Annotated in this window: 21 protein-coding genes and 1 pseudogene; 17 read left to right on the top strand and 5 right to left on the bottom strand. The window is 67.0% G+C overall.

Annotated features, from left to right (window positions below; all coding sequences use genetic code 11):
* The first annotated feature begins 51 nt into the window (after window positions 1-51).
* From trxA to ACNQVK_RS21395, 4 genes are all read left to right on the top strand, one after another.
* Window positions 52-426 carry a thioredoxin gene (gene trxA / locus ACNQVK_RS21410; protein WP_044518301.1) on the top strand — a complete coding sequence of 125 codons (375 nt, stop codon included), beginning with the start codon at window positions 52-54 and terminating at the stop codon, window positions 424-426.
* A gap of 18 nt (window positions 427-444) precedes the next feature.
* Window positions 445-1,275 carry an enoyl-CoA hydratase gene (locus tag ACNQVK_RS21405; RefSeq protein ID WP_418031101.1) on the top strand — a complete coding sequence of 277 codons (831 nt, stop codon included), beginning with the start codon at window positions 445-447 and terminating at the stop codon, window positions 1,273-1,275.
* Window positions 1,276-1,299: 24 nt separating this feature from the next.
* The gene (locus ACNQVK_RS21400) at window positions 1,300-2,928 is read left to right on the top strand and encodes an ABC-F family ATP-binding cassette domain-containing protein (protein ID WP_409551940.1); all 1,629 of its coding nucleotides are present in this window, start codon (window positions 1,300-1,302) and stop codon (window positions 2,926-2,928) included.
* A 129-nt stretch (window positions 2,929-3,057) separates the two neighbouring features.
* Complete coding sequence (locus ACNQVK_RS21395; protein ID WP_409551939.1) at window positions 3,058-3,252, top strand: helix-turn-helix domain-containing protein; 195 nt, start codon at window positions 3,058-3,060, stop codon at window positions 3,250-3,252.
* A 29-nt stretch (window positions 3,253-3,281) separates the two neighbouring features.
* Here the strand turns inward: ACNQVK_RS21395 and ACNQVK_RS21390 are convergent, their stop codons facing one another.
* The gene (locus ACNQVK_RS21390; protein WP_044518305.1) at window positions 3,282-3,860 is read right to left on the bottom strand and encodes a TetR/AcrR family transcriptional regulator; all 579 of its coding nucleotides are present in this window, start codon (window positions 3,858-3,860) and stop codon (window positions 3,282-3,284) included.
* A 67-nt stretch (window positions 3,861-3,927) separates the two neighbouring features.
* On the bottom strand, window positions 3,928-6,756 hold the full coding sequence (acnA, locus tag ACNQVK_RS21385) for an aconitate hydratase AcnA (RefSeq protein WP_409551938.1): 2,829 nt from the start codon (window positions 6,754-6,756) through the stop codon (window positions 3,928-3,930).
* A gap of 274 nt (window positions 6,757-7,030) precedes the next feature.
* Here acnA and ACNQVK_RS21380 point away from each other — a divergent pair, with 274 nt between their 5' ends.
* The 9 genes and pseudogenes from ACNQVK_RS21380 to ACNQVK_RS21340 form a co-directional block, all read left to right on the top strand.
* Complete coding sequence (locus tag ACNQVK_RS21380; RefSeq protein WP_418031100.1) at window positions 7,031-7,615, top strand: DUF6676 family protein; 585 nt, start codon at window positions 7,031-7,033, stop codon at window positions 7,613-7,615.
* A gap of 222 nt (window positions 7,616-7,837) precedes the next feature.
* Entirely contained in the window at window positions 7,838-9,283 is a 1,446-nt protein-coding gene (ripA, locus tag ACNQVK_RS21375; RefSeq protein ID WP_418031099.1) for an NlpC/P60 family peptidoglycan endopeptidase RipA, read from the top strand.
* A gap of 10 nt (window positions 9,284-9,293) precedes the next feature.
* The gene (gene ripB / locus ACNQVK_RS21370) at window positions 9,294-9,989 is read left to right on the top strand and encodes an NlpC/P60 family peptidoglycan endopeptidase RipB (protein WP_211154230.1); all 696 of its coding nucleotides are present in this window, start codon (window positions 9,294-9,296) and stop codon (window positions 9,987-9,989) included.
* A gap of 136 nt (window positions 9,990-10,125) precedes the next feature.
* The gene (locus ACNQVK_RS21365; protein WP_418031098.1) at window positions 10,126-11,289 is read left to right on the top strand and encodes an AAA family ATPase; all 1,164 of its coding nucleotides are present in this window, start codon (window positions 10,126-10,128) and stop codon (window positions 11,287-11,289) included.
* On the top strand, window positions 11,286-12,230 hold the full coding sequence (locus ACNQVK_RS21360; protein WP_276125512.1) for a DUF58 domain-containing protein: 945 nt from the start codon (window positions 11,286-11,288) through the stop codon (window positions 12,228-12,230). The genes ACNQVK_RS21365 and ACNQVK_RS21360 overlap by 4 nt, the downstream gene beginning before the upstream one ends.
* Window positions 12,231-12,305: 75 nt before the next feature.
* On the top strand, window positions 12,306-13,313 hold the full coding sequence (locus ACNQVK_RS21355; protein ID WP_044518318.1) for a VWA domain-containing protein: 1,008 nt from the start codon (window positions 12,306-12,308) through the stop codon (window positions 13,311-13,313).
* Between the two features lie 84 nt (window positions 13,314-13,397).
* Window positions 13,398-14,174 (top strand): 3-oxoacyl-ACP reductase FabG1, encoded by a 777-nt coding sequence (fabG1, locus tag ACNQVK_RS21350; protein WP_418031097.1) that lies wholly within the window; start codon window positions 13,398-13,400, stop codon window positions 14,172-14,174.
* 62 nt (window positions 14,175-14,236) lie between these two features.
* Window positions 14,237-15,046, top strand: coding sequence for an NADH-dependent enoyl-ACP reductase InhA (gene inhA, locus ACNQVK_RS21345; protein WP_044518324.1), 810 nt, complete (start codon window positions 14,237-14,239; stop codon window positions 15,044-15,046).
* Between the two features lie 125 nt (window positions 15,047-15,171).
* Window positions 15,172-16,284, top strand: a pseudogene (locus tag ACNQVK_RS21340) (ferrochelatase); the annotation flags it as partial.
* On the opposite strand, the gene ACNQVK_RS21335 reads toward ACNQVK_RS21340, so the two are convergent.
* A complete protein-coding gene (locus ACNQVK_RS21335) occupies window positions 16,253-17,110 on the bottom strand; it encodes a hypothetical protein (RefSeq protein ID WP_044518328.1) in 858 nt (285 codons plus the stop codon). The pseudogene ACNQVK_RS21340 and the gene ACNQVK_RS21335 sit on opposite strands and share 32 nt — an antisense overlap.
* Window positions 17,111-17,167: 57 nt before the next feature.
* On the opposite strand from ACNQVK_RS21335, the gene ACNQVK_RS21330 reads away from it, so the two are divergent.
* On the top strand, window positions 17,168-17,602 hold the full coding sequence (locus ACNQVK_RS21330; protein ID WP_418031096.1) for an NfeD family protein: 435 nt from the start codon (window positions 17,168-17,170) through the stop codon (window positions 17,600-17,602).
* A gap of 51 nt (window positions 17,603-17,653) precedes the next feature.
* Window positions 17,654-18,868, top strand: coding sequence for an SPFH domain-containing protein (locus tag ACNQVK_RS21325; protein ID WP_418031095.1), 1,215 nt, complete (start codon window positions 17,654-17,656; stop codon window positions 18,866-18,868).
* A gap of 10 nt (window positions 18,869-18,878) precedes the next feature.
* On the opposite strand, the gene ACNQVK_RS21320 is transcribed toward ACNQVK_RS21325, so the two are convergent.
* Complete coding sequence (locus ACNQVK_RS21320; protein ID WP_418031094.1) at window positions 18,879-19,355, bottom strand: nitroreductase family deazaflavin-dependent oxidoreductase; 477 nt, start codon at window positions 19,353-19,355, stop codon at window positions 18,879-18,881.
* Window positions 19,356-19,377: 22 nt separating this feature from the next.
* A complete protein-coding gene (locus ACNQVK_RS21315; protein ID WP_418031093.1) occupies window positions 19,378-20,133 on the bottom strand; it encodes a TVP38/TMEM64 family protein in 756 nt (251 codons plus the stop codon).
* Between the two features lie 138 nt (window positions 20,134-20,271).
* Between ACNQVK_RS21315 and mutA the strand changes: the two genes are divergently transcribed.
* Together mutA and scpA are read left to right on the top strand one after the other, a co-directional pair.
* Window positions 20,272-22,176 carry a methylmalonyl-CoA mutase small subunit gene (gene mutA / locus ACNQVK_RS21310; protein WP_418031092.1) on the top strand — a complete coding sequence of 635 codons (1,905 nt, stop codon included), beginning with the start codon at window positions 20,272-20,274 and terminating at the stop codon, window positions 22,174-22,176.
* Between the two features lies 1 nt (window position 22,177).
* The gene (gene scpA / locus ACNQVK_RS21305; protein WP_418031091.1) at window positions 22,178-24,436 is read left to right on the top strand and encodes a methylmalonyl-CoA mutase; all 2,259 of its coding nucleotides are present in this window, start codon (window positions 22,178-22,180) and stop codon (window positions 24,434-24,436) included.
* The last annotated feature ends 24 nt before the right edge of the window (window positions 24,437-24,460 follow it).

The following is a 24,460-nucleotide window of genomic DNA, read 5'->3' as shown; positions in this document are numbered from 1 at the left end:
TGTTGCCCATATGGTGGGAACAGGCCGCTACGCCCCGACGTTAGGAAAAGTGTGAGTACGCAGGACATCACCGCAGATCAGTTCAATGACATCGTCAACGGCAACGACATCGTGCTGGTGGATTTCTGGGCGTCGTGGTGCGGACCGTGTCGTGCCTTCGCACCGACGTTCAAGGCCGCCTCGGAGCAGCACCCCGATGTCGTGTTCGCGAAGGTGGACACCGAGGCTGAGCAGGGTCTCGCCGCGGCCGCCGACATCCGGTCGATCCCGACCTTGATGGCGTTCAAGAAGGGCAAGCTGGTCTTCAACCAGGCCGGAGCGCTGCCACCGGCGGCGCTGGAGGATCTGGTTCAGAAGATCAAGGAATTCGACATCGACGCGGCCATGAAAGAGCAGGCCGCTGAGGGCGACGCCGAACAGGTGTGATGAACGGCACGCGATAGCGTGCTGTCCGTGACTGCGCAGAACGAATTCGTACTGGTTGACCGTCCGCGACCGGACGTGGCCCTGGTGACCCTCAACCGGCCTGAGCGGATGAACTCGATGGCGTTCGACGTCATGGTGCCGCTCAAGGGCGTCCTCGAAGAGCTCCGCTATGACAACAGCGTGCGCGTCGTGGTGCTCACCGGGGCCGGCCGGGGCTTCTCGTCCGGGGCCGATCACAAGTCGGCCGGCTCCGTTCCGCACGTCGCAGGTCTGACCAGGCCGACGTACGCCCTGCGGTCGATGGAGATCCTCGACGATGTGATTCTCGCCCTACGCCGTCTGCACCAGCCGGTGATCGCCGCCGTCAACGGCGCGGCCATCGGGGGCGGTCTCTGCCTGGCGCTGGCATGTGACGTCCGGGTCGCCGCCGAGAGCGCCTACTTCCGCGCCGCGGGGATCAACAACGGGCTTACCGCCAGTGAGCTGGGCTTGTCCTACCTGCTGCCGCGGGCCATCGGGTCGTCACGGGCGTTCGAGATCATGTTGACCGGCCGTGACGTCGACGCGCAGGAGGCAGAGCGCATCGGTCTGGTCTCCAGCGTGGTGGCCGAGGAGGCGCTCCTGGACGCCTGTTACTCGATGGCGGACCGCATGGCGGCGTTCTCCCGGCCGGGTATCGAGTTGACCAAGCGCACACTTTGGAGTGGACTGGACGCCGCTAGCCTGGAGGGGCACATGCAGGCCGAGGGCCTGGGACAACTTTTCGTGCGCCTGCTCACCGCAAACTTTGAGGAAGCGGTTGCCGCGCGCGCGGAGAAGCGCCCAGCCGTATTTACCGACGAGAAGTAACACAGACACCGAGGAGGACGCAGCGTGATCACCGCAACGGACCTGGAGGTCCGCGCCGGCGCGCGCACGCTGCTGTCCTTCGAGGGCTCCGCGCTGCGCGTGCAGCCCGGCGACCGGATCGGACTGGTCGGGCGCAACGGCGCGGGCAAGACCACCACCATGCGCATCCTGGCAGGGGAAGGCGAGCCGTACGCCGGCAGCATCTCGCGTACGGGCGAGGTCGGTTACCTACCCCAGGACCCCAAAGAAGGCGACCTCGACGTCCTGGCCCGCGACCGGGTGCTCTCGGCGCGCGGTCTCGACACGCTGCTGGCAGACCTGGAGAAGCAGCAGGTCTTGATGGCCGAGGTGGCCGACGATGCGGCCCGCGACAAAGCGGTGCGCCGCTACGGGCAGTTGGAGGAGCGGTTCTCGGCGCTGGGTGGTTACGCCGCCGAGAGCGAGGCCGGCCGGATCTGCGCCAGCCTGGGCCTGCCCGATCGGGTGCTGACGCAGCCGCTGCGCACGCTCTCCGGTGGCCAGCGCCGGCGTGTCGAGCTGGCCCGCATCCTGTTCGCGGCCAGCGACACCGGTTCGGGATCTGCCACAACTCTCTTACTCGATGAGCCCACCAACCACCTCGACGCCGACTCGATCGGCTGGCTCCGCGACTTCCTTCACAACCACACCGGTGGACTGGTGGTCATCAGCCACGATGTCGAGCTGCTCGACGAGGTCGTCAACCGGGTGTGGTTCCTCGACGCGGTACGCGGTGAGGCCGATGTTTACAACATGGGCTGGAAGAAGTACCTCGACGCGCGCGCGACCGACGAACAGCGCCGTCGCCGAGAACGTGCCAACGCCGAGAAGAAAGCGGGCGCCTTGCGGGCCCAGGCCGCCAAGATGGGCGCAAAGGCCACCAAAGCCGTTGCCGCACAGAACATGTTGCGTCGCGCTGAACGGATGATCGCCGAACTCGACGCCGAGCGGGTGGCCGACAAGGTGGCCCGCATCAAGTTCCCCACGCCGGCGCCGTGCGGTAAGACCCCGCTGGTGGCCAAGGGGCTGACCAAGACCTACGGGTCGCTGGAGATCTTCACCGGTGTCGATCTGGCGATCGACCGCGGATCCCGGGTGGTGGTGCTCGGACTCAACGGTGCGGGCAAGACGACATTGCTGCGGCTGCTCGCCGGCGCCGAGACCGCCGACGCCGGAGTCCTGGAACCCGGGCACGGGTGCAAGATCGGATACTTCGCCCAGGAACACGACACCCTCGACAACGAGTCGACCGTCTGGGAGAACATCCGTCACGCCGCGCCGGACACCGGCGAGCAGGATCTTCGAGGTCTGTTGGGCGCCTTCATGTTCACCGGCCCGCAGTTGGAGCAGCCTGCGGGCACGCTGTCCGGCGGTGAGAAGACGCGGTTGGCGCTGGCCGGCCTGGTCGCCTCGACGGCCAACGTGTTGTTGCTGGACGAGCCGACCAACAACCTCGACCCCGCGTCACGCGAGCAGGTTCTGGACGCGCTGCGCAGCTACCAGGGTGCAGTCGTGTTGGTGACCCACGATCCGGGTGCGGCCGAGGCCCTGGATCCGCAGCGGGTGGTGCTGTTGCCGGATGGCACCGAGGACTTCTGGTCCACCGAATACCGGGACCTCATCGAGCTCGCCTGACGGCGAATTCTCAAGAACCACCGCATCTTCGAGAACGTCAATATAAGACGTTGGACAAATCGGCCCACCGGTGTGTTTCTGGTTTCTAGTGTGGGTACCCGTCGGGACATCACAAGCTGGGAGATGTCGATGAGGGAAATGAACAAGAATCGCGGCGAACTGCTGACAGAGCTTCGCAGGGCATACGAAGGGGGCGCCAGCATCCGCACGCTGGTGGCTACCACCGGACGTTCCTATGGCTCGATCCATAGCTTGCTGCGCGAGTCGGGAACGACGATGCGCAGCCGCGGTGGGCCCAACCACCGCACTCGGGCGAGGGTGTGACAAGCACAACGGCTGTGCGGTAGCCGGATTCAGCTGTCCGCCGGCGTCTGCTGCCGCACGCTGTCCTCGACCAGGTCGAGCACCGCGGTGAGGTTCTTCGGGTCCTCTCCGGAGGCGATCCGGGCAACCAGGCCGTCGAGCACCAGATCCAGGTAGATGTGCAGCACCGCACTCGGCACGTCGTCACGTAGGCGCCCGGCCTGCTTCTGGCGGCGCAGGCGCTCGGTGATCGCGGCGTCCAGCTCGGCGGACCGTTCCGCCCAGCCTTGGTGAAAGGCCGGATCGTTGCGCAATTTTCGGGCGATTTCCAGCCGGGTGGCCAGCCAGTCGAACTGCTCGGGCGCGGCAAGCATGTTCCGCATCACCTGGATCAGGCCTTCGCGGGCGGCCACTTCGGCCATCCGCTCGGCGTCCTCCCGGGCCAGCTCGAAGAACAAGGTGTCCTTGTCCTTGAAGTGGTGAAAGATTGCGCCGCGCGACAGCCCGATGGTTTCTTCGAGCCGCCGCACGGTCGCACTCTCATATCCGTACTGACCGAAGCAGCGCCGGGCGCCGTCGAGAATCTGACGACGCCGGGCGGCAAGATGATCGTCCGTCACCCTGGGCACTGGAGAACTCCTCGCCCAAGCGCGGCTCGGCGCCGCGCCTGTGCTGCTTCGGTTGTCGGATTCAGGATTACTTCGACTTCAGCATGTTGCGCAGCACGTACTGCAGGATGCCGCCGTTGCGGTAGTAGTCGGCCTCACCGGGGGTGTCGATGCGGACCACCGCGTCGAACTCCACCTTGGAGCCATCCTGCTTGGTGGCGGTGACCTTGACCGTCTTCGGGGTCTTGCCCTTGTTGAGCTCCTCGATGCCGGTGATGTCGTAGGTCTCGGTGCCGTCCAGCTTGAGGCTCGCCGCCGACTCACCCGCCGGGAACTGCAGCGGGATGACGCCCATGCCGATCAGGTTCGACCGGTGGATGCGCTCGAAGGACTCGGTGATGACGGCCTTCACGCCGAGCAGCACGGTGCCCTTGGCCGCCCAGTCACGCGAGGAGCCCGACCCGTATTCCTTGCCGCCCAGGACGACCAGCGGGATGCCGGCTTCCTTGTAGTTGACCGAGGCGTCGTAGATGAACGCCTGCGGGCCATCGGGCTGGGTGAAGTCGCGCGTGTAGCCACCGGAGACGTCGTCGAGCAGCTGGTTCTTGAGCCGGATGTTGGCGAAGGTGCCACGGATCATCACCTCGTGGTTGCCGCGTCGCGACCCCAGCGAGTTGTAGTCCTTGCGCTCAACGCCGTTGGCGTCGAGGTATTGCGCGGCCGGGGTGCCCGGCTTGATCGAACCGGCCGGGCTGATGTGATCGGTGGTCACCGAATCGCCCAGCAGGGCAAGGACTCTGGCGCCCTTGATGTCACCGACCGGCTCCGGCTCGGCGGGCATGCCGTCGAAGTACGGGGCCTTGCGGACGTAGGTCGAGGCGTCGTCCCACTCGAAGATGTTGCCTTCGGGGGTGGAGAGCGAACGCCAGCGGTCATCGCCCTTGAACACGTCGGCGTAGGAGTCGGTGAACATCTCCCGGTTGATCGAGGACGCGATGGTCTCTTCGATCTCGGCTGCCGACGGCCAGATGTCCTTCAAGAAGACGTCATTGCCGTCCTGGTCCTGCCCGAGCGGGTCGGACTCGAAGTCGAAGTCCATGGTGCCTGCGATGCCGTAGGCGATGACCAGCGGCGGCGAGGCCAGGTAGTTCATCTTGACGTCGGGAGAGATGCGGCCCTCGAAGTTGCGGTTACCCGAGAGCACCGCGGTCACCGAAAGGTCGTTGTCGTTGATGGCCTTGGAGATCTCGTCGGGCAGTGGACCGGTGTTGCCGATGCACGTGGTGCAGCCGTAGCCGCCCAGGTAGTAGCCCAGCTTCTCCAGGTAGGGCCACAGGTTGGCCTTGTTGTAGTAGTCGGTGACGACCTGGCTGCCCGGTGCCATGTTGGTCTTGACCCACGGCTTGCTGGTCAGGCCCTTCTCGACGGCTTTCTTGGCCAGCAGGGCCGCGCCGAGCATGACCGACGGGTTGGAGGTGTTGGTGCACGAGGTGATGCCCGCGACGACGACCGCGCCGTGGTCGAGCACGAAGTCGCCGCGCTCCTCGGAGCGCACGGTGACCGGCTTGGATGGCCGGCCTTCGGAACCGTTGGCCGCCGACGGGCGGACGTCGACCGCACCGTCGTCGGCGAAGGACAGCGCGACGGAATCGCTGGCCGGGAAGGACTCGTCGACGGCCTCGTCGAGCTTGGTCTCGGGAGTCGGGAGGTTCTCCTCGACGTAGTTGTGGATGTCCTTGCGGAACGCGTTCTTGGCGTCCGACAGCTCGATGCGGTCCTGCGGGCGCTTCGGGCCGGAGATCGAGGGCACCACGGTCGACAGGTCGAGCTCGAGGTACTCGGAGAAGGCCGGCTCGTGGTCGGCGTTGTGCCACATGCCCTGCGTCTTGGCGTACGCCTCGACCAGTGCCAGCTGCTCCTCGGTACGGCCGGTCAGCCGCAGGTAGTTGATGGTCTCTTCGTCGATCGGGAAGATCGCTGCGGTGGAACCGAATTCGGGGCTCATGTTGCCCAGGGTGGCGCGGTTGGCCAGCGGCACCTCGGCGACGCCCTTGCCGTAGAACTCGACGAACTTGCCGACCACGCCGTGCTTGCGCAGCATGTCGGTGACGGTGAGCACCACGTCGGTGGCGGTCACGCCGGGCTTGATCTCACCGGTCAGCTTGAAGCCGACGACGCGGGGGATGAGCATCGAGACGGGCTGGCCCAGCATGGCGGCCTCGGCTTCGATACCGCCGACGCCCCAGCCCAGCACACCGAGACCGTTCTCCATGGTGGTGTGGCTGTCGGTGCCCACACAGGTGTCCGGGTAGGCCACCCCGTCGCGCTCGAACACCACTCGGGCCAGATATTCGATGTTGACCTGATGCACGATGCCGGTGCCCGGGGGGACGACCTTGAAGTCGTCGAAGGCGCCCTGCCCCCAGCGCAGGAACTGGTAGCGCTCGGAGTTGCGTTCGTATTCGAGTTCGACGTTGCGCTCGAACGCGCCGGCATTGCCGAACACGTCGAGGATCACCGAGTGGTCGATGACCATCTCCGCCGGCGAGAGCGGGTTCACCTTGTCCGGGTCCCCACCCAGGGCCGCGACCGCCTCGCGCATTGTCGCCAGGTCGACGATGCACGGCACGCCGGTGAAGTCCTGCATCAATACCCGCGCCGGCGTGAACTGGATCTCGACGCTCGGCTCGGCCGAGGGATCCCAGTTGGCGATGGCCTGGATGTGGTCTTTGGTGATGTTGGCGCCGTCCTCGGTGCGCAGGAGGTTCTCCGCGAGCACCTTGAGGCTGTACGGCAGTTTTTCGGTACCGGGTACCGCGTCGAGGCGATAGATCTCGTAGCTCTTGTCCCCGACAGTCAGAGTGTCGCGGGCACCAAATGAGTTAAGGGACGAATTTTCCGTATTCTCGCTGCTCACATCAACTCCCGGTTAGATCTCGCCGCGACGGGCTGTGTCGGCGGCGTGCTGATCCTAACAGTACGCTTGTCCTGCAATGGCCGGCGGGCCGGGGTCCAGTCTTCACTGGTCGCGTGTTCGTTGCCACCCCGTCCGGGCGATCCGTGTGATCCGTGGGCCGGCGCCCGCCCAACGCCCGCTCGAGCGTCACCCCGGCGTGACGATAGGTGGTCGATGCGGTGACGATTTCCGTGTCGCTTCGCAGGGGCGGATGGGCTCGGGATACCGTGCGTCTGTGACCGGACCCCATGTCATCCCGTTCCTGCCGGCCTACATCCCGGTCGAGGTGTGTGACACCGTCGGGATGGATCCGGCGCAACCCGAAGGGGTGGCCAAGTGCATGGCGGCCGTGCAGGCGGACGTTCGCGACGACGGGGTCAGTGCACCGGCTGCCGATGTCGAGGCGCTGCGCCAGGTGGTCAGCGACGCCCGTCAGGGCGGGGTCGACCTCAAGATCGTGGTGCTGCCGCAGAATCCCGGCATCGATACGCCGCTGCGTGACATCGCCTCGGAGGTCGGGGAGGCCAATCCGGGTGCGACCGTGCTCGCGCTGAGTCCGTCTTTCGCCGGTACGTACAGCCCGACTGTCGACCGGGTGACTTTGGAAGCCGGACAGGATGTGGCCAAAACCGGTAATCCGGTGTTGTCGGCGAAGAATTTCGTCGGGGAGATTTCGACCCCCGACTTTCCCTGGACCGCACTCACGATCGTGCTGACGCTCGGAGTTGCCGCGGCGGCTGCACTGACTCGCACTCTGCAGGTGCGCAGCAAACGATTGGCCGGGTCAGGGGCCTCGAGCGCCCCTTCGGCAGAGGTCTGAAAACCCGTCGAACATTAGTTCGGAATATCTCCCAATATCACTAATAGGTCACACTATTCGCAATTACATTCCTGTAATTTGTGACTAAAGTTTCTTTGGCTTCAGATGTGACGTACGGTGCAATCGGTACCCATTGTTGCAGTTGTGCTTCGTGTGACTTCTGTGCAAAGGCCCCGAGCAAACGCCGTACGCCGGCGTTGAGCCATAGGAGACTTGAGTCGAATGAGACGCACCGTCGGCGTCCCGCGCACGCGAGGAACAGTTGGGGCATCTGCACCCCGGCTGGTCGGCCGTTTCTGGGCTGTGCCGGTGACCGTTGCGATGCTGTTGGCCACGGCGATGTCGGGCGGTGTCCCGGCCGCGGCTGATCCCGGGGCGCCCGATCAGGTCGCAACGCTCGTCGCCGCGGTGGCCAACGCCGATCAGAAGCTGCAGGAGTTGGGCGCTGCCATCCAGACCCAGCAGGAAGCCGTCAACAAGGCCATCGTCGACGTGCAGGACGCCCGCGACGCGGCAGCCACGGCACAGCAGGAGGTCGACGCCAGCCAGCAGGGAATCGCCGACGCCAATGCCGCCATCGCCGAGGCTCAGAAGAGGTTCGACACCTTCGCCGCGGCCACCTACGTCAACGGCCCGTCGAGCTCGTATCTGACCGCGTCGGACCCCACCGACATCGCGCGCACCGCGGCGACCGGCCAGACCCTGGCGACCAGCACGGACAAGGTGATCACCGATCTGCAGCGTGCCCGCACCGAGCAGGTGAACCGCGAGTCGGCCGCCCGGCTGGCCAAGCAGAACGCCGACCAGGCCACGGTCAACGCCCAGACCAGTCAGGACTCCGCGGTCGCAGCACTGCAGCAGGCGCAGCAGACGTTCAGTTCCCAGCAGGGTGAACTACAGCGGTTGACCGCCGAACGGGCAACGGCGGCAGCCCAACTCGCTCAGGTGCACAAGGCGTCGGCGCCGATCGCCGCCGGGCCGGCGCAGGGCGCGGCACCGCAGGTCGCGGCGGGGGACTGGGATCGGGCTCCCGGTGCACCGGCTCAAGCGGGCCAGAAGTGGGACGGCGAATGGGATCCCACGCTGCCCGCGATTCCCAGCGCGTTCGTCAGCGGTGACCCGATCGCGATCATCAACACCGTTCTGGGGATCTCGTCGACCTCGGCTCAGGTCACCCAGAACATGGGCCGAAGCTTCCTGCAGAAGCTCGGCATCCTGCCCACTCCGACCGGCTATACCAACGGGGCCATCCCGCGGGTATACGGAAGGCAGGCATCTGAATACGTCATCCAGCGGGCCGGCTCCCAGATGGGGGTTCCGTACTCCTGGGGCGGTGGGAACGCGGCCGGTGCCAGCCGTGGCATCGATTCGGGTGCCAACACGGTCGGGTTCGACTGTTCGGGTCTGATCCTCTACGCATTCGCCGGTGTCGGCATCAAGCTGCCGCACTACTCGGGCTCGCAGTACAACGCCGGTCGCAAGATCCCGTCCTCACAGATGCGGCGCGGCGACGTGATCTTCTACGGCCCCGGTGGCAGCCAGCACGTGACGCTCTACCTCGGCAACGGCCAGATGCTCGAAGCGCCCTACACGGGTTCGCACGTCAAGATCTCGCCGGTCCGGACCAGCGGGATGACCCCGTACGTCGTTCGCTACATCGAATACTGATGGGAATACCTTGCGCTCCTTCGTCTTACGTTGCCTGATACTGATCGCCGCAACCGCGTTCGCAGCGATCAGTATGGTGGCGCCGGCCGGTGCCGCGCCTGACGACGGACAGTGGGATCCCACTCTTCCGAAGCTGGTCAGCTCCGGGGCGCCCGGCGACCCGGTCGCCATCGCCAACGCGTCGTTCCAGGTCAGCCAGCTCGCACTGCAGACCACGCAGAACCTCGGCCAGCAGTTCCTGCAGACCATCGGCCTGGCCCCGAAGCAGGCGGCCTCGACATTCCCCGGCGGCCGGGTCCGCGGCCCCCAGGCCATCGAATACGCGATCCGGCGCGGGGGCACCCAGATGGGCGTGCCCTACTCGTGGGGCGGTGGCACACTCACCGGTCCCGGCCCCGGTGTGGACTACGACGCCGGAAAGATGGGCTTCGACTGTTCCGGCCTGACCCGCTACGCCTTCGCCGGCGTGGGTGTGCAGATTCCGAAGTATTCCGGTGACCAGTACAACACCGGCCGCAAGGTGCCGGTGGCCCAGGCAAAGCGCGGTGATCTCCTGTTCTGGGGCCCCGGCGGTAGCCAGCACGTGGCGATGTACCTCGGCGGCGGGAAGATGCTGGAGGCGTCGGGCAGCGCGGAGAAAGTCACCGTGAGCCCGGTCCGCACCTCGGGCATCCAGCCGTATGCGGCCCGCATCATCGAATCCTGAGGGGAACCTGAAGTCTTCCGGGCAGCGTCGACGGATCTCGAAGTGCCTGGAATAGTTGACGACGGGCACCCGATTGCCCGATAGAACAAGTTTGCAAGACCAGCGTTTTGTAGTCGAACACCGTGGGAGGAAGTTGATGACGTCACCGAGTGGACCGCCGCAGGGCGCCGGAGGTTATCCCGGTTCGAGCCCGGCGCCGGGCTTTCCGCCCGGGTCGACCGGCTCCCACGCCGGGCCGGCTGCCCCGCAGGCCGCGACCAACGGCAGCCTGCAGGCCGAGGTACACACCCTGGAACGTGCCATCTTCGAGGTCAAGCGGATCATCGTCGGCCAGGACCAGCTCGTCGAGCGGATGCTCGTAGGGTTGCTTGCGAAGGGTCACGTCCTGCTCGAAGGCGTGCCCGGTGTGGCCAAGACCCTGGCGGTAGAGACGTTCGCCAAGGTCGTCGGCGGCACCTTCGCGCGCATCCAGTTCACCCCTGACCTGGTGCCCACCGACATCATCGGTACCCGCATCTACCGGCAGGGCAAAGAAGACTTCGACATCGAGCTCGGCCCGGTGGTGGTGAACTTCCTGCTCGCCGACGAGATCAACCGTGCGCCGGCCAAGGTGCAGTCCGCGCTCCTCGAGGTGATGGCCGAGCGCAAGATCTCGATCGGCGGCAAGACCTTCCCGCTGCCCAGCCCGTTCCTGGTGATGGCGACCCAGAACCCGATCGAGCAGGAAGGCGTCTACGCGCTGCCGGAAGCCCAGCGTGACCGCTTCCTGTTCAAGCTCAACGTCGACTACCCGACGCCGGAGGAAGAGCGCGAGATCATCTACCGAATGGGCGTCAAGCCCCCGGAGCCCAAGCAGATCCTGAACACCGGCGACCTGCTGCGGCTGCAGGAACTCGCGGCCAACACCTTCGTGCACCACGCGCTGGTGGACTACGTGGTGCGGATCGTCACCGCGACGCGCGAGCCCGAGAAGTTCGGCATGCCCGATGCGAAGGCGTGGATCGCCTACGGTGCCTCGCCGCGTGCCTCGCTCGGCATCATCTCGGCGGCCCGCGCGCTGGCTTTGGTGCGCGGCCGTGACTACGTCATCCCGCAGGATGTCGTAGAGGTGATCCCCGATGTGCTGCGCCACCGCCTCGTGCTGACCTACGACGCGCTGGCCGATGAGGTCTCGGCTGAGACCGTGGTCAACCGGATCCTGCAGACCGTTGCCCTGCCGCAGGTGAATGCGCTTCCGCAGCAAGGGCATTCGGTTCCGCCCGCCGTACCTGCCGCGGCCGGCGCGGCGGGTGGTCGGTGACCAGTTCCCGACGCACCGTCGACCTGCCGTCGCTGAAGCGCGGGGAGATTCGGGACCCCGCTCTCACGGCGGCGTTGCGCAAGCTTGAGCTGACGGTGCGGCGCAAGCTCGACGGAGTTCTGCACGGCGACCACCTCGGTCTGATCCCAGGTCCGGGATCAGAGCCGGGGGACTCGCGGATCTACCAGCCCGGCGACGACGTGCGCCGGATGGACTGGTCGGTGACGGCGCGGACACAGACGCCCCACGTGCGGCAGATGATCGCCGACCGCGAGCTGGAGACCTGGCTGGTCGTCGACATGTCGGCCAGCCTGGACTTCGGTACCGCCGGTTGCGAGAAGCGTGATCTGGCGGTGGCGGCCGCGGCTGCGATCGCGTTCCTCAACAGCGGTGGCGGCAACCGGATCGGCGCGATCATCGCCAACGGGGACACCGTGCGCCGGGTCCCGGCATTGAGCGGGCGGCTGCACGAGCAGGAGTTGCTGCGGGCGATCGCCACCACACCCAAGGCTCCGACCGGGGTGCGGGGCGACCTGGCCGCCGCCATCGATGCGCTCCGTCGCCCCGAGCGCCGGCGCGGCATGGCGGTGATCATCAGTGACTTCCTCGGCCCGATCAACTGGATGCGCCCGCTGCGCGCGATCGCCGGCCGCCACGAGGTGCTGGGGATCGAGATCCTCGACCCGCGTGATGTCGAGTTGCCCGCTGTCGGCGATGTGGTGCTGCAGGACACCGAGACCGGTGTCACCCGCGAGTTCACCATCGACGAGCAGTTGCGCAGCGATTTCGAGCGGGCCGCCGCGGCCCATCGCGAGGAAGTGGCCCGCACGCTGCGGCGTTGTGATGCGCCGCTGCTGAGCCTGCGCACCGACCGGGACTGGATCGCCGACGTGGTCCGGTTCGTGGCGAACAGGCGGCGCGGCGCCCTGGCCGGCCGATGAGCGCTTGCGCGAAGAGGAAACCCGCACAGATGACTGAAAGCTTGATCAGCAATCAACCGAAATGACTTCTAGCACATGACTTTACCGATTCTCGGTCCGATGAGCCTGACGGGCTTCGCGCACGCGTGGTGGTTCCTGTTCCTGTTCGTGGTACTGGGCCTGCTGGCGTACTACGTCATCGTGCAGCGCGCGCGGAAGCAGCGGATCCTGCGGTTCGCCAACATGGAGCTGCTCGAAAGTGTGGCGCCCAAGCAGCCGACCCGGTGGCGGCATCTGCCTGCCGCGCTGTTGGCGGTCTCGCTCGTGCTGCTGACCGTGGCGATGGCCGGTCCCACCCATGATGTGCGGATTCCCCGCAACCGTGCGGTGGTGATGCTGGTGATCGACGTGTCGCAGTCGATGCGTGCCACCGACGTCGCGCCCAGCCGGCTGGCCGCCGCCCAGGAAGCCGCCAAGCAGTTCGCCGATCAGCTGACCCCGGGGATCAACCTGGGCCTGATCGCCTACGCAGGCACGGCCACGGTGCTGGTACAGCCGACCACCAACCGCGAGGCCACCAAGAACGGCCTGGACAAGCTGCAGCTGGCCGACCGGACCGCCACGGGTGAAGGCATCTTCACGGCGCTCCAGGCGATCGCCACCGTGGGTGCGGTGATCGGCGGCGGTGACGAGAAGCCGCCCGCGCGCATCGTGCTGATGTCCGACGGCAAGGAGACCGTGCCGTCCAACCCGGACAACCCCAAGGGCGCCTACACCGCGGCGCGCACCGCCAAGGACCAGGGGGTGCCGATCTCCACGGTGTCCTTCGGTACGCCCTACGGCTACGTCGAGATCAACGATCAGCGCCAGCCGGTGCCGGTCGACGACGAGATGCTCGGCAAGATCGCCAAACTGTCCGGCGGCGACGCCTTCACCGCGTCCAGCCTGGAGCAGCTGAAGCAGGTGTTCACCTCGCTGCAGCAGCAGATCGGCTACGAGACGATCAAGGGCGACGCCAGCCTCGGCTGGCTGCGGCTGGGGGCATTGGTGCTGGCGCTGGCCGGTGTGGCGGCCCTGTTGATCAACCGCAGACTGCCCGGCTAGGACGCGATCCGGCCCGCGTGGTCGCCGATCGACACGGGTGATGCGATTTTCAGACCATGCTGGTGAGGAGATAAGTTGGCGGGCATGAGTGACAGCGTCGCCACCGAGAATGCCACCGAAAGCCCCACCGCAGAATCCGGCGGCCGACCGGCATTCGTCTCCCGCTCCGTGCTGGTCACCGGTGGAAACCGGGGGATCGGCCTGGCGATCGCACAGCGGCTGGCCGCCGACGGGCACAAGGTGGCCGTCACCCACCGCGGATCCGGAGCGCCCGACGGGCTGTTCGGCGTCGTCTGCGACGTCACCGACAACGAGGCCGTCGACCGCGCGTTCAAAGAGGTCGAAGAGCACCAGGGTCCGGTCGAGATTGTGGTGTCCAACGCGGGGATCTCCCAGGACGCGTTCCTGATGCGGATGACCGAGGAGCGGTTCGAGAACGTCATCAACGCGAACCTCACCGGGGCATTCCGGGTGGCGCAGCGGGCCTCGCGCAGCATGCAGCGCAAGCGGTTCGGCCGGATCATCTTCATCGGCTCGGTTTCGGGCATGTGGGGGATCGGCAACCAGGCCAACTACGCGGCCGCCAAGGCCGGCCTGATCGGCATGGCCCGCTCGATCTCCCGGGAATTGTCCAAGGCCGGTGTCACCGCCAACGTCGTGGCCCCCGGCTACATCGACACCGAGATGACCCGTTCCCTCGACGAGCGGATTCAGGCGGGCGCACTGGAATTCATCCCGGCCAAGCGGGTCGGCACCGCAGACGAGGTCGCCGGTGCGGTCAGCTTCCTGGCGTCCGAGGATGCCGGCTACATCGCCGGTGCGGTGATCCCGGTCGACGGCGGCATGGGTATGGGGCACTGACCCAAAAGCTCTGGACAACACGAACTTTCGCATAACTCTTCACCGAAGTAGGAGTCAGGACAATGGCAGGTTTGCTCGAAGGCAAGCGCATCCTCGTCACGGGGATCATCACGGACAGCTCGATCGCGTTCCACATCGCCAAGGTGGCCCAGGAGGCCGGCGCCGAGCTGGTGCTGACCGGATTCGACCGGATGAAGCTGATCCAGCGCATCGCCGACCGGCTGCCCAAGCCGGCGCCGCTGCTCGAGCTCGACGTGCAGAACGAGGAGCACCTGGCAAGCCTGGCCGGACGCATCGGCGAGGTCATCGGTGAGGGCAACAAGCTCGACGGTGTGGTGCACTCGATCGGCTTCATGCCGCAGACCGGCATGGGCGTCAACCCCTTCTTCGACGCCCCCTACGAGGACGTCGCCAAGGGCATCCACATCTCGGCGTACTCCTACGCCTCGCTGGCCAAGGCCACGCTGCCGATCATGAACGAAGGCGGCAGCATCGTCGGCATGGACTTCGATCCGACCCGCGCGATGCCGGCCTACAACTGGATGACGGTGGCCAAGAGCGCACTCGAGTCGGTCAACCGGTTCGTCGCCCGTGAGGCCGGCCCGTTCGGTGTTCGCTCCAACCTTGTTGCGGCAGGACCGATCCGGACCCTGGCCATGAGCGCCATCGTCGGCGGCGCACTGGGTGCCGAAGCCGGGGATCAGATGCGGCTGCTCGAAGAGGGCTGGGATCAGCGTGCGCCGGTCGGCTGGAACATGAAGGACCCGGAGCCGGTCGCCAAGACCGTGTGTGCGCTGCTGTCGGACTGGCTGCCCGCCACCACCGGCACCATCGTCTACGCCGACGGCGGCGCCAGCACCCAGCTGCTGTGATGAGCGCTTGCGCGCGGAGTCGACGGCTCTGACTTGTTTTTCGCCGAAACCGCATTCCGGCAGGTGTGCCAGTCGCACAATCCCTGCCGGAGTGCGGTTTCGCGGTTCAAAGGAGAGGCACCCTGATGGAGATTGATGAGCCGCTTGCGCGACGATCATCAAGCTTTGACGCCGTTCTGCTGCTGTCCTTCGGGGGACCGGAGGCGCCGGACCAGGTGATGCCGTTCCTGGAGAACGTGACCCGGGGGCGCGGCATCCCCGCCGAGCGGCTGGCCGACGTCGCCGAGCACTACCTGCATTTCGGTGGGATATCGCCGATCAACGGGATCAACCGGGCACTGATCGAGCAGTTGCGGGCCGAATTGCCCGGTATGCCGGTCTATTTCGGTAACCGGAACTGGGATCCCTACGTCGAAGACACCGTTGCGGCGATGCGTGACGACGGAATTAGGCGGGCGGCAGTGTTCACCACGTCGGCCTGGGGTGGGTATTCCAGCTGCACCCAGTACGTCGAGGACATCGCCCGAGCCCGGACTGCGGTGGGCGAGAACGCCCCCGAGCTCGTCAAACTGCGCCAGTACTTCGACCATCCGCTGCTGGTGGAGATGTTCGCCGACGCGATCGCGGCAGCGGCAGCCACATTGCCTGCCGAGCTGCGCGACGAGGCCCGGTTGGTGTTCACCGCGCACTCGGTACCCATCGCGGCCGATGAGCGGCACGGACCGCGGCTCTACAGTCGCCAGGTCGGCTACGCGACGCGGCTGGTGGCCGCCGCCGCGGGCTACCAGGACTTCGACCAGGTGTGGCAGTCGCGGTCGGGTCCGCCCCGGATCCCGTGGCTCGAACCCGACGTCGCCGATCACCTGACCGCATTGGGCCAGAAGGGAACCCGGGCGGTCATCGTGTGCCCGATCGGGTTCGTCGCCGACCACATCGAGGTGGTGTGGGATCTGGACTACGAGCTGAGGCTGCAGGCCGAGCAAGCCGGTATCGCCTTCGCGCGGGCCAGCACCCCGAACGCCGACAGGCGTTTCGCCCGGTTGGCCGCCGGGTTGATCGATGAGCTCCGCACCGGTGCGGAGCCGCTGCGGGTGGCCGGCCCTGAGCCGGTGCCCGGCTACGGATTCAGCGTCAACGGTGCGCCGTGCTCACCGCTCTGCTGTGGCACGCCGTCCTAGAACACGAACCACCTGGGGCCCGGAAAAGTCAGTCCCGCCAAGCCGATTGCAGGATCGCCTCGAGTGCGGCCAGCCGTGCTGAGCGCACCACCCGGTCCAAGGGCCTCATGGCATCGCCGGCAATCTGGACCTCCGACGAACTCTGCAGGCCGATCGGCATCAGCCCAGAGCTCACCGTGATGATCGCTTCCACGTGGGCGGCGTTCTCCAGCACCCGAACGGCCCGGGTCGGGGCATGGTCCGGGATCGGGTGCATCCGGCCGGCCTCGAGGATGTCCTCCACCATGCCGCGCGGGTCGTCGATGTCGATACCGACACCGGCCCGCAACGCGACCAGGGTGTCGGCGGCCGAGCGGACCGCCGACTTCAACTCGTACTCGGCCTCGCCGAGGTCGTAGTGCTGCGGCGGCGGCAGAACAGGCAGTGAGTACACCGTCCACGACAGTGCCCGCGGTTCGGGCGCCAACGTGGATTCGGTTTCCACGTCATCGAATTCGAAATACTCGAACTCCGGCACCAGCCCGACGCCGTCCAGCTCGTCATGGGTCACGAGCACCGCTTCTCCGACCGCCAGCGCATCCCGCTGGAACTGCGAACCCGCAGGCAGACCGCGGACGTCGCCGGGAACCGGCAGGGCCACCCTGATCGAGGGCCTGGTTCCGGATCTGCCGACAGCGGTGCGCAGGGTCTGCAGCAACGACACCGAACCGGAGTCCTCCAACTCCGGCCAGGGCAGGCTGGTTCGGACCGCCGCCTGCGAGTCATAAGCCGTCACAGAATGCATTGGTGCCCACTGGGATAACGCGTCGAGGACGTCGTCAGGCGCGGCCGCGCCGGCAAGCCAGGCGTTGGCCCACATCGAAAGAGTTGCACTTGGACACCACATGATCCTGGCAGTGTAATTGTCGGTCGCCGATCAGGCCTGATTCGCTAGGGTGGGCGCATGCCCCTACCGCTGATCTGGCTCATCCTGGCGCTGGGACTCGCCGGGGCAGAAGCGCTGACCGGCGACATGTTCCTGCTCATGCTGGCCGGCGGTGCATTGGCCGCGAGCGGATCGAGTTGGCTGTTCGACTTCCCGCTCTGGGCCGACGGCGCGGTGTTCCTCGTGGTGTCGGTGCTGTTGCTGGTGCTGGTCCGGCCCGCGTTGCGGCGCCGTTTCGAGGCCGGACGAGGCCTTCCCGAGCCCGTCAAGGCGCTCGAAGGCAAGACCGCGCTGGTGTTGGATCGGGTGGCCCAGCACGAAGGGCAGGTCAAGCTAGATGGAGAAGTCTGGACGGCCCGGCCTCTCAACGACCACGATGTGTACGAACCAGGTGAGCATGTGACCGTGGTCAGGATCGACGGTGCCACCGCGGTGGTCTTCAAGACGATGTAGTGCCTCTTCAAAACGACTTCGAAACGACGTAGCTCCAGGGAGGGATTCACCATGGAAGGTGCCGTGGCCGGGCTGGTCTTGTTGCTTGTGCTGGTGGTGTTCGCGATCATCGTCGTGGCCAAATCGGTCGCGCTCATTCCCCAGGCGGAGGCCGCGGTGATCGAGCGCCTCGGCCGCTACAGCCGCACCGTCAGCGGACAGCTGACGTTGTTGGTGCCGTTCATCGATCGGATCCGGGCGCGCGTGGATCTCCGCGAACGGGTGGTGTCGTTCCCGCCGCAACCGGTGATCACCGAGGACAACCTGACCCTCAACATCGACACCGTGGTCTATTTCCAGGTCACCAACCCGCAGGCAGCGGTGTACCAGATCAGCAACTACATCGTCGGTGTGGAACAGCTGACCACCACCACGCTTCGCAACGTCGTCGGTGGCATGACGCTGGAGCAGACCCTGACCTCGCGCGACTCGATCAACGCCCAGTTGCGCGGTGTGCTCGACGAGGCGACCGGCCGGTGGGGGCTTCGCGTCGCCCGGGTGGAGCTGCGCAGCATCGACCCGCCGCCGTCCATCCAGGAGTCGATGGAAAAGCAGATGAAGGCCGATCGTGACAAGCGGGCCATGATCCTCACCGCCGAGGGTGTGCGGGAATCCTCGATCAAGCAGGCCGAGGGCCAGAAGCAGTCGCAGATCCTGGCGGCCGAGGGCGCCAAGCAGGCCGCGATCCTGGCCGCCGAGGCCGACCGGCAGTCCCGGATGCTGCGGGCCCAGGGTGAGCGGGCCGCTCAGTACCTGCAGGCCCAGGGGCAGGCCAAGGCCATCGAGAAGACGTTCGCCGCGATCAAGGCGGGCCGACCCACCCCGGAAATGCTGGCGTATCAGTACCTGCAGACGCTGCCGCAGATGGCCAAGGGCGAAGCGAACAAGGTCTGGCTGGTCCCCAGCGATTTCGGTTCGGCGTTACAGGGTTTCACCAAGATGCTGGGGGCGCCCGGCGAGGACGGCGTCTTCCGGTACACCCCGTCGCCCGTGGACGAGGACCTGCCGAAGCCCGAGGACGACAGCGACGAGGTCGCCGAATGGTTCAACACGGAGACCGATCCGGAGATCGCCCGGGCGGTTGCCAAGGCCGAGGCCGAGGCTCGGGCCACCACTCCGCCGCTGAGTGCCAGGCCGCCGCAATCGTCGTTGGAGACCCCGCCGGAGACCCCGCCGCCGGGGACCCTGCCCAACGAACTGGAGGGTGGCGCGCACGGGGCGCAGTAGCGCCGGTGCGTCAGCGCTTCGGCCGTAGCCGGATCTCGACCATCGGCAGCGGTGTGTCCGTCTCGGTGATCGGCTGGCCGAGGGTCTCTTCGAGGACGAGTTTGAACTGCTGCCACGTCGCCGGGTGGCGCTCCCGGTAATCGGTCAGCACCTGATCGGCGCGGCGCTGGTCGAGGACATGGGCATCGCCGCACACCGGCCGGTGACTGCCCAGCCACACCCTGACCTCCGGATTGACGGCGATGTTGCGGAACCACTGCGCTTTTGTACCGAAGCCGGAGGCGACGACGACGGTGTCGGGACTCGGTCGGTCCACGACTTCGAGCACGACGTGTCGGCGTTCGCCGGAGGTGCGGCCGATGTGCTCGAGCATCATCATTCTCGTGCCGAGCAGCGCTCCGGCCCGGATCCGGTAGAGCCAGATCGGGGCCCGCACGAGCCTGCGGTTGCGTAGGAGGCGTGCACCGAAATCGGGCAGTGCGCTCATACGTCGTCTCCTCTCGCCCCGTTCACGGCTCCGTGAAGGTGCGTGGAATGTCCACCGGTTCCGGTGTGTCGGCCTGCAGATGCGCACGCTCGCGGTGGTGGAGGCGCATCTCGTAGACCAGTCCGGTCACACCGAGTGCGGCGGTGCCCAGCGACACCAGGATCAACGCCGGGCTGATGTTTCCGGTCAACGCGTCGCCCAGGATGACGACCGCCGCGGTGCCGGGGAACAGCCCCACCAGCGTCGCCAAGGTGTAGGGCACCACCCGTACGGCGGACGCGCCGGCGGCGTAGTTCAGCACCGAGAACGGCACCGCCGGAATCAGCCGCATGGACAGCACCACCGGCCAGCCACGCCGCCGCAGCCGGGTGTCCAGTGAGTCGATCCGGGGGTGGGGCAGCAGCCGGTTGAGCTGCCAGCCGGCCGCGCGGATCAGGAACAGGGCCAGCACCGCACTCACCGCGCTGGCCGCCACCGCGATCGCCACGCCCAGTACGGGGCCGAACAGCAGACCTGCGGCCAGGGTGAAGGCGGTGCGGGGGAACGGGAAGACCGTCACCACGATGTGGGCGCCGAGGAAGGCCAGCGGGAACCAGGGCCCCACCGAGGTGGCCCAGTCCCGCATCTGCATCGCCGTGGGCAATGGAATCAGCACGGCAACTGCGACGAGAATCACAATGCCGGTCAATAGGCCCACGATCCGCCGAGGTGGCAGCTGGGAAGCCGTCGCGATCACCGCGGCGCGCACGACGCGCAGGGTTCTGACGACGGGTTTCACGTCATACAACAGTACGGGCCGCCGGCGCGGAACACCGGTGGGCGCCGCCGTGAGTCGACCGACCAGCGGTCAGCGCCGTGACGGCGATCATTTAGCCTGAGGGGCGAGTGGGTAGGTCACACGCTGCGATAACAGGAGATGCGGGTGTCGTTACAGGGGACTAGTGCGGTCGAGTCGGACCGTCAGCAGTGGCGGACGGCGGTCGCCGGCGTGCTGGCCAAGAGCAGTCGGCGGGACGTCGCCGATCTGCCGGCCGAGCCGGAGCGCCTACTGGATTCGAAGACCTATGAGGGTTTCGCCATCCGGCCGCTGTACACCAGCCTGGACGCGCTTCCGGAGACCACCCTGCCGGGGCAGTGGCCGTTCGTGCGCGGCGGTGATGCCCTTCGGGATGTGAAGTCCGGCTGGAAGGTCGTCGAGAGCTTCCCCGCTGTCGCGGGCAGCGCCGTGGGCACGGTCAACGGTGCGGTGCTGGTGGCGCTGACCGAGGGTGCCAGTGCGCTGGCCGTGCGGGTCGGCGAGGACGGTATCGCTCTGGGCGAGCTGGACCGCCTGCTGGACGGTGTGTTCCTGGATCTGGTGCCGGTGATCTTCGAAGGCGTTGCGAACTCCGCGGCGGACCTGGCCGCCGTCGCCGACGCGGTGTTGCCGCTTCTCGAAAACCTTGACGACGACCAGCGGTCGCGTTTGTCGATCGACCTGGGTGTCGACCCGCTGACCGCGCCGCTCTCCGGGCAGCCCGCCGTCGGTGGGGCCGACAATTCAGCCACCGCCGATGACTCGGACTTACTCGCCACCGTCGCCAAGCTGACCGGCTACGCCGGCGGAGTGCGGGCGATCACGGTCGACGGCCCGGCGTTCCACAACCTGGGCGCCAGTGCGGCGTGGGAGCTCGCCGGCTCGGTTGCCGCGGCCGTCGCCTATCTGCGGATCCTCAACGACGGCGGAGTTGCGGCACCGGATGCGCTGAGGCAGATCAGTTTCCGGTACGCCGCCGATGACGATCAGTTCATGACGATCGCCAAGTTGCGGGTCGCGCGGCAGCTCTGGGCCCGGGTCGCCGAGGTGGTCGGTGCCGACACTGCAGATGACGCCGGAGCAGCGCGCATTCATGCCGTGACCTCGCTGCCGATGATGACGCAGCGGGATCCCTGGGTGAACATGCTGCGCACCACTCTGGCCGCCTTCGCCGCGGGCGTCGGGGGAGCCGACACCGTGCAGGTGCACCCGTTCGACGCGGCGATTCCCGACGGCCTGGACGGGACGTCGACGAGTTTCACCCGCCGCATCGCCCGCAACACCCAGCTGCTGCTGCTCGAGGAGTCGCACATCGGTCAGGTGCTCGACCCGGCCGGTGGCTCGTGGTTTGTCGAAGACCTGACCGCGCAACTCGCCGAGCAGGCCTGGGCGCATTTCCAGGACATCGAGGCGCGCGGCGGATTCGTCGCGGCCCGCGACTACATCGCCGCCCAGATCGCCGACGTCGCCGCCCGGCGCAGTGCCGACATCGCGCACCGCCGCACTTCGATCACCGGTGTCAACGAATTCCCCAACCTCGACGAAAAGCCGCTCCCACAAAGTGGTTCGGTGTCCTCGATCGCTCGGTACGCGGCCGGATTCGAGGCGCTGCGCGACCGCTCGGATGCGTTCCTGGCAACGACCGGTGCCCGTCCCAAGGTTCTGTTGCTGCCGCTGGGGCCGCTGTCCGAGCACAACATCCGCACCACGTTCGCGTCGAACCTGTTGGCTTCCGGCGGTATCGAGGCGATCAACCCCGGGGTCCTGGACGCGGCCGCGGTTGCCGGGGCAGTGGCAGAGGCCGGTGCCCCGACGGTGGCGGTGCTGTGTGGAACCGATGCCCGTTACGGCGCAGAGGCGTCCGGAGCGGTGGCGGCCGCACGCGCTGCCGGTGTCCGGCAGGTGTTGCTCGCCGGCCCGGAAAAGGCTGTCGCCGAAGCTGACTCGAAGCCCGACGGATATCTGACCGCGAAGATCGATGCGGTCGAAGCCTTGTCGAACCTCCTCACCGGACTGGGGGCCTGAGATGACTGCCACAACTGGATCAGAGATCCGTAGTTTCGCCGACGTACCACTGCGCGGTGACGAGCCGGCTCGGTCCGTCACCCCCGACGCGGTGCAGGAGCATGTCGCGGCCGCCGCCGCCGCGCACGGCTACGCGCCCGAGCAGTTGACCTGGGCGACGCCGGAGGGCATCGACGTCAAGCCGGTGTACATCGCTGCCGACCGCGACGAGGCGGCCGAGGCCGGCTATCCGCTCGACAGTTTCCCGGGCGCACCGCCTTTCGTGCGCGGGCCGTACCCGACGATGTACGTGAACCAGCCGTGGACCATCCGGCAGTACGCCGGGTTCTCGACGGCCGCCGAGTCCAACGCGTTCTACCGCCGCAACCTGGCCGCCGGCCAGAAGGGTCTGTCGGTGGCCTTCGACCTGGCCACCCACCGCGGGTACGACTCGGACCATCCGCGCGTGCAGGGTGACGTCGGAATGGCCGGTGTGGCCATCGATTCCATCCTCGACATGCGCCAGTTGTTCGACGGCATCGACCTGTCGACCGTGTCGGTCTCGATGACGATGAACGGCGCGGTGCTGCCGATCCTGGCGCTCTACGTCGTCGCCGCCGAGGAGCAGGGGGTGCCGCCGGAGAAGCTGGCCGGGACCATCCAGAACGACATCCTCAAAGAGTTCATGGTCCGCAACACCTACATCTATCCGCCCAAGCCGTCGATGCGGATCATCTCGGACATCTTCGCCTACACCAGCGCCAAGATGCCGAAGTTCAACTCGATCTCGATCTCGGGTTACCACATCCAAGAGGCCGGTGCCACAGCGGATCTGGAGCTCGCCTACACGCTCGCCGACGGTGTCGAGTACATCAAGGCCGGCCTGGATGCCGGACTGGACATCGACAAGTTCGCACCGCGGCTGAGCTTCTTCTGGGGCATCGGCATGAACTTCTTCATGGAGGTGGCCAAGCTTCGGGCCGGCCGCCTGCTGTGGAGCGAGTTGGTGGCCCAGTTCGATCCCAAGAGTGACAAGTCGTTGTCACTGCGCACCCACTCACAGACCTCGGGCTGGTCGCTGACCGCACAGGACGTGTTCAACAACGTCGCCAGAACCTGTATCGAGGCGATGGCGGCCACGCAGGGGCACACCCAGTCGCTGCACACCAACGCCCTGGACGAGGCCCTGGCGCTGCCTACCGATTTCTCCGCCCGGATCGCCCGCAACACCCAGCTCCTGCTGCAGCAGGAGTCGGGAACCACCCGGCCGATCGACCCGTGGGGCGGTTCCTACTACGTCGAGTGGCTGACGCATCAGCTGGCCGAGAAGGCACGTGCCCACATCCACGAGGTGAACGAGCACGGCGGCATGGCGCAGGCGATCAGCGACGGGATTCCGAAGCTGCGTATCGAGGAGGCGGCCGCCCGCACCCAGGCGCGTATCGACTCCGGCGCCCAGCCGCTGATCGGCGTCAACAAGTACCAGGTGGAAGAGGACCAGGAGATCGAGGTCCTCAAGGTCGAGAACAGCCGGGTGCGGGCCGAGCAGCTGGCCAAGCTGCAGCAGCTTCGAGCCGACCGGGACGAGTCGGCGACGCAGGCCGCTCTGGCAGAGCTGACCCGTGCGGCCGAGGCCATCGGGTCCGCCGGCGAAGACGGTCTGGGCAACAACCTGCTGGCCCTGGCCATCAATGCGGCCCGGGCCAAGGCCACCCTCGGCGAGATCTCCGACGCGCTGGAGAAGGTGTACGGGCGCCACCAGGCCGAGATCCGTACGATTTCGGGCGTCTACCGCGACGAGGTTGGAAAGGGCAGCAACATCGCTACCGCGACGGAGCTGGTGAACAAGTTCGCCGAGGCCGACGGCCGTCGGCCCCGCATCCTGGTGGCCAAGATGGGCCAGGACGGTCACGACCGTGGCCAGAAGGTGATCGCGACGGCATTCGCCGACATCGGCTTCGACGTCGACGTGGGCTCGCTGTTCTCCACCCCGGAGGAGGTGGCCCGGCAGGCCGCCGACAACGACGTGCATGTGGTCGGGGTGTCCTCGCTGGCGGCGGGGCATCTCACCTTGGTGCCGGCGCTGCGTGACGCGCTGGCCGAGGTGGGTCGCCCGGACATCATGATCGTCGTCGGCGGGGTCATCCCGCCCGGGGATTTCGACGAGCTGTACGAGGCCGGGGCGACCGCGATCTTCCCGCCGGGCACCGTGATCGCCGACGCCGCCATCGGCCTGCTGCAGAAGCTGGCAGACCGGCTCGGGTACCAGCTGGGCGAGTAGTGGCTTCCGTTCGGAGGGCAGGAG

The sequence above is a fragment of the Mycobacterium sp. 134 genome, from assembly GCF_048282715.1.
GTDB classification, from domain to species: Bacteria; Actinomycetota; Actinomycetes; order Mycobacteriales; family Mycobacteriaceae; genus Mycobacterium; species Mycobacterium septicum.
Note: the sequence above shows the minus strand (reverse complement) of the source record. Positions and strands in the feature narration are given on the sequence as shown.

Excerpts from the sequence above, each read along its gene's own strand:
- ACNQVK_RS21320 (WP_418031094.1), bottom strand. The coding sequence starts at position 19,355 with ATGAGCGCACTGCCCGATTTCGGTGCACGCCTCCTACGCAACCGCAGG.
- ripA (WP_418031099.1), top strand. The coding sequence starts at position 7,838 with ATGAGACGCACCGTCGGCGTCCCGCGCACGCGAGGAACAGTTGGGGCA.
- ACNQVK_RS21365 (WP_418031098.1), top strand. The coding sequence starts at position 10,126 with ATGACGTCACCGAGTGGACCGCCGCAGGGCGCCGGAGGTTATCCCGGT.
- ACNQVK_RS21335 (WP_044518328.1), bottom strand. The coding sequence starts at position 17,110 with ATGTGGTGTCCAAGTGCAACTCTTTCGATGTGGGCCAACGCCTGGCTT.
- fabG1 (WP_418031097.1), top strand. The coding sequence starts at position 13,398 with ATGAGTGACAGCGTCGCCACCGAGAATGCCACCGAAAGCCCCACCGCA.
- inhA (WP_044518324.1), top strand. The coding sequence starts at position 14,237 with ATGGCAGGTTTGCTCGAAGGCAAGCGCATCCTCGTCACGGGGATCATC.
- ACNQVK_RS21325 (WP_418031095.1), top strand. The coding sequence starts at position 17,654 with ATGGAAGGTGCCGTGGCCGGGCTGGTCTTGTTGCTTGTGCTGGTGGTG.
- mutA (WP_418031092.1), top strand. The coding sequence starts at position 20,272 with ATGCGGGTGTCGTTACAGGGGACTAGTGCGGTCGAGTCGGACCGTCAG.
- ACNQVK_RS21330 (WP_418031096.1), top strand. The coding sequence starts at position 17,168 with ATGCCCCTACCGCTGATCTGGCTCATCCTGGCGCTGGGACTCGCCGGG.
- scpA (WP_418031091.1), top strand. The coding sequence starts at position 22,178 with ATGACTGCCACAACTGGATCAGAGATCCGTAGTTTCGCCGACGTACCA.
- ACNQVK_RS21395 (WP_409551939.1), top strand. The coding sequence starts at position 3,058 with ATGAGGGAAATGAACAAGAATCGCGGCGAACTGCTGACAGAGCTTCGC.
- ACNQVK_RS21355 (WP_044518318.1), top strand. The coding sequence starts at position 12,306 with ATGACTTTACCGATTCTCGGTCCGATGAGCCTGACGGGCTTCGCGCAC.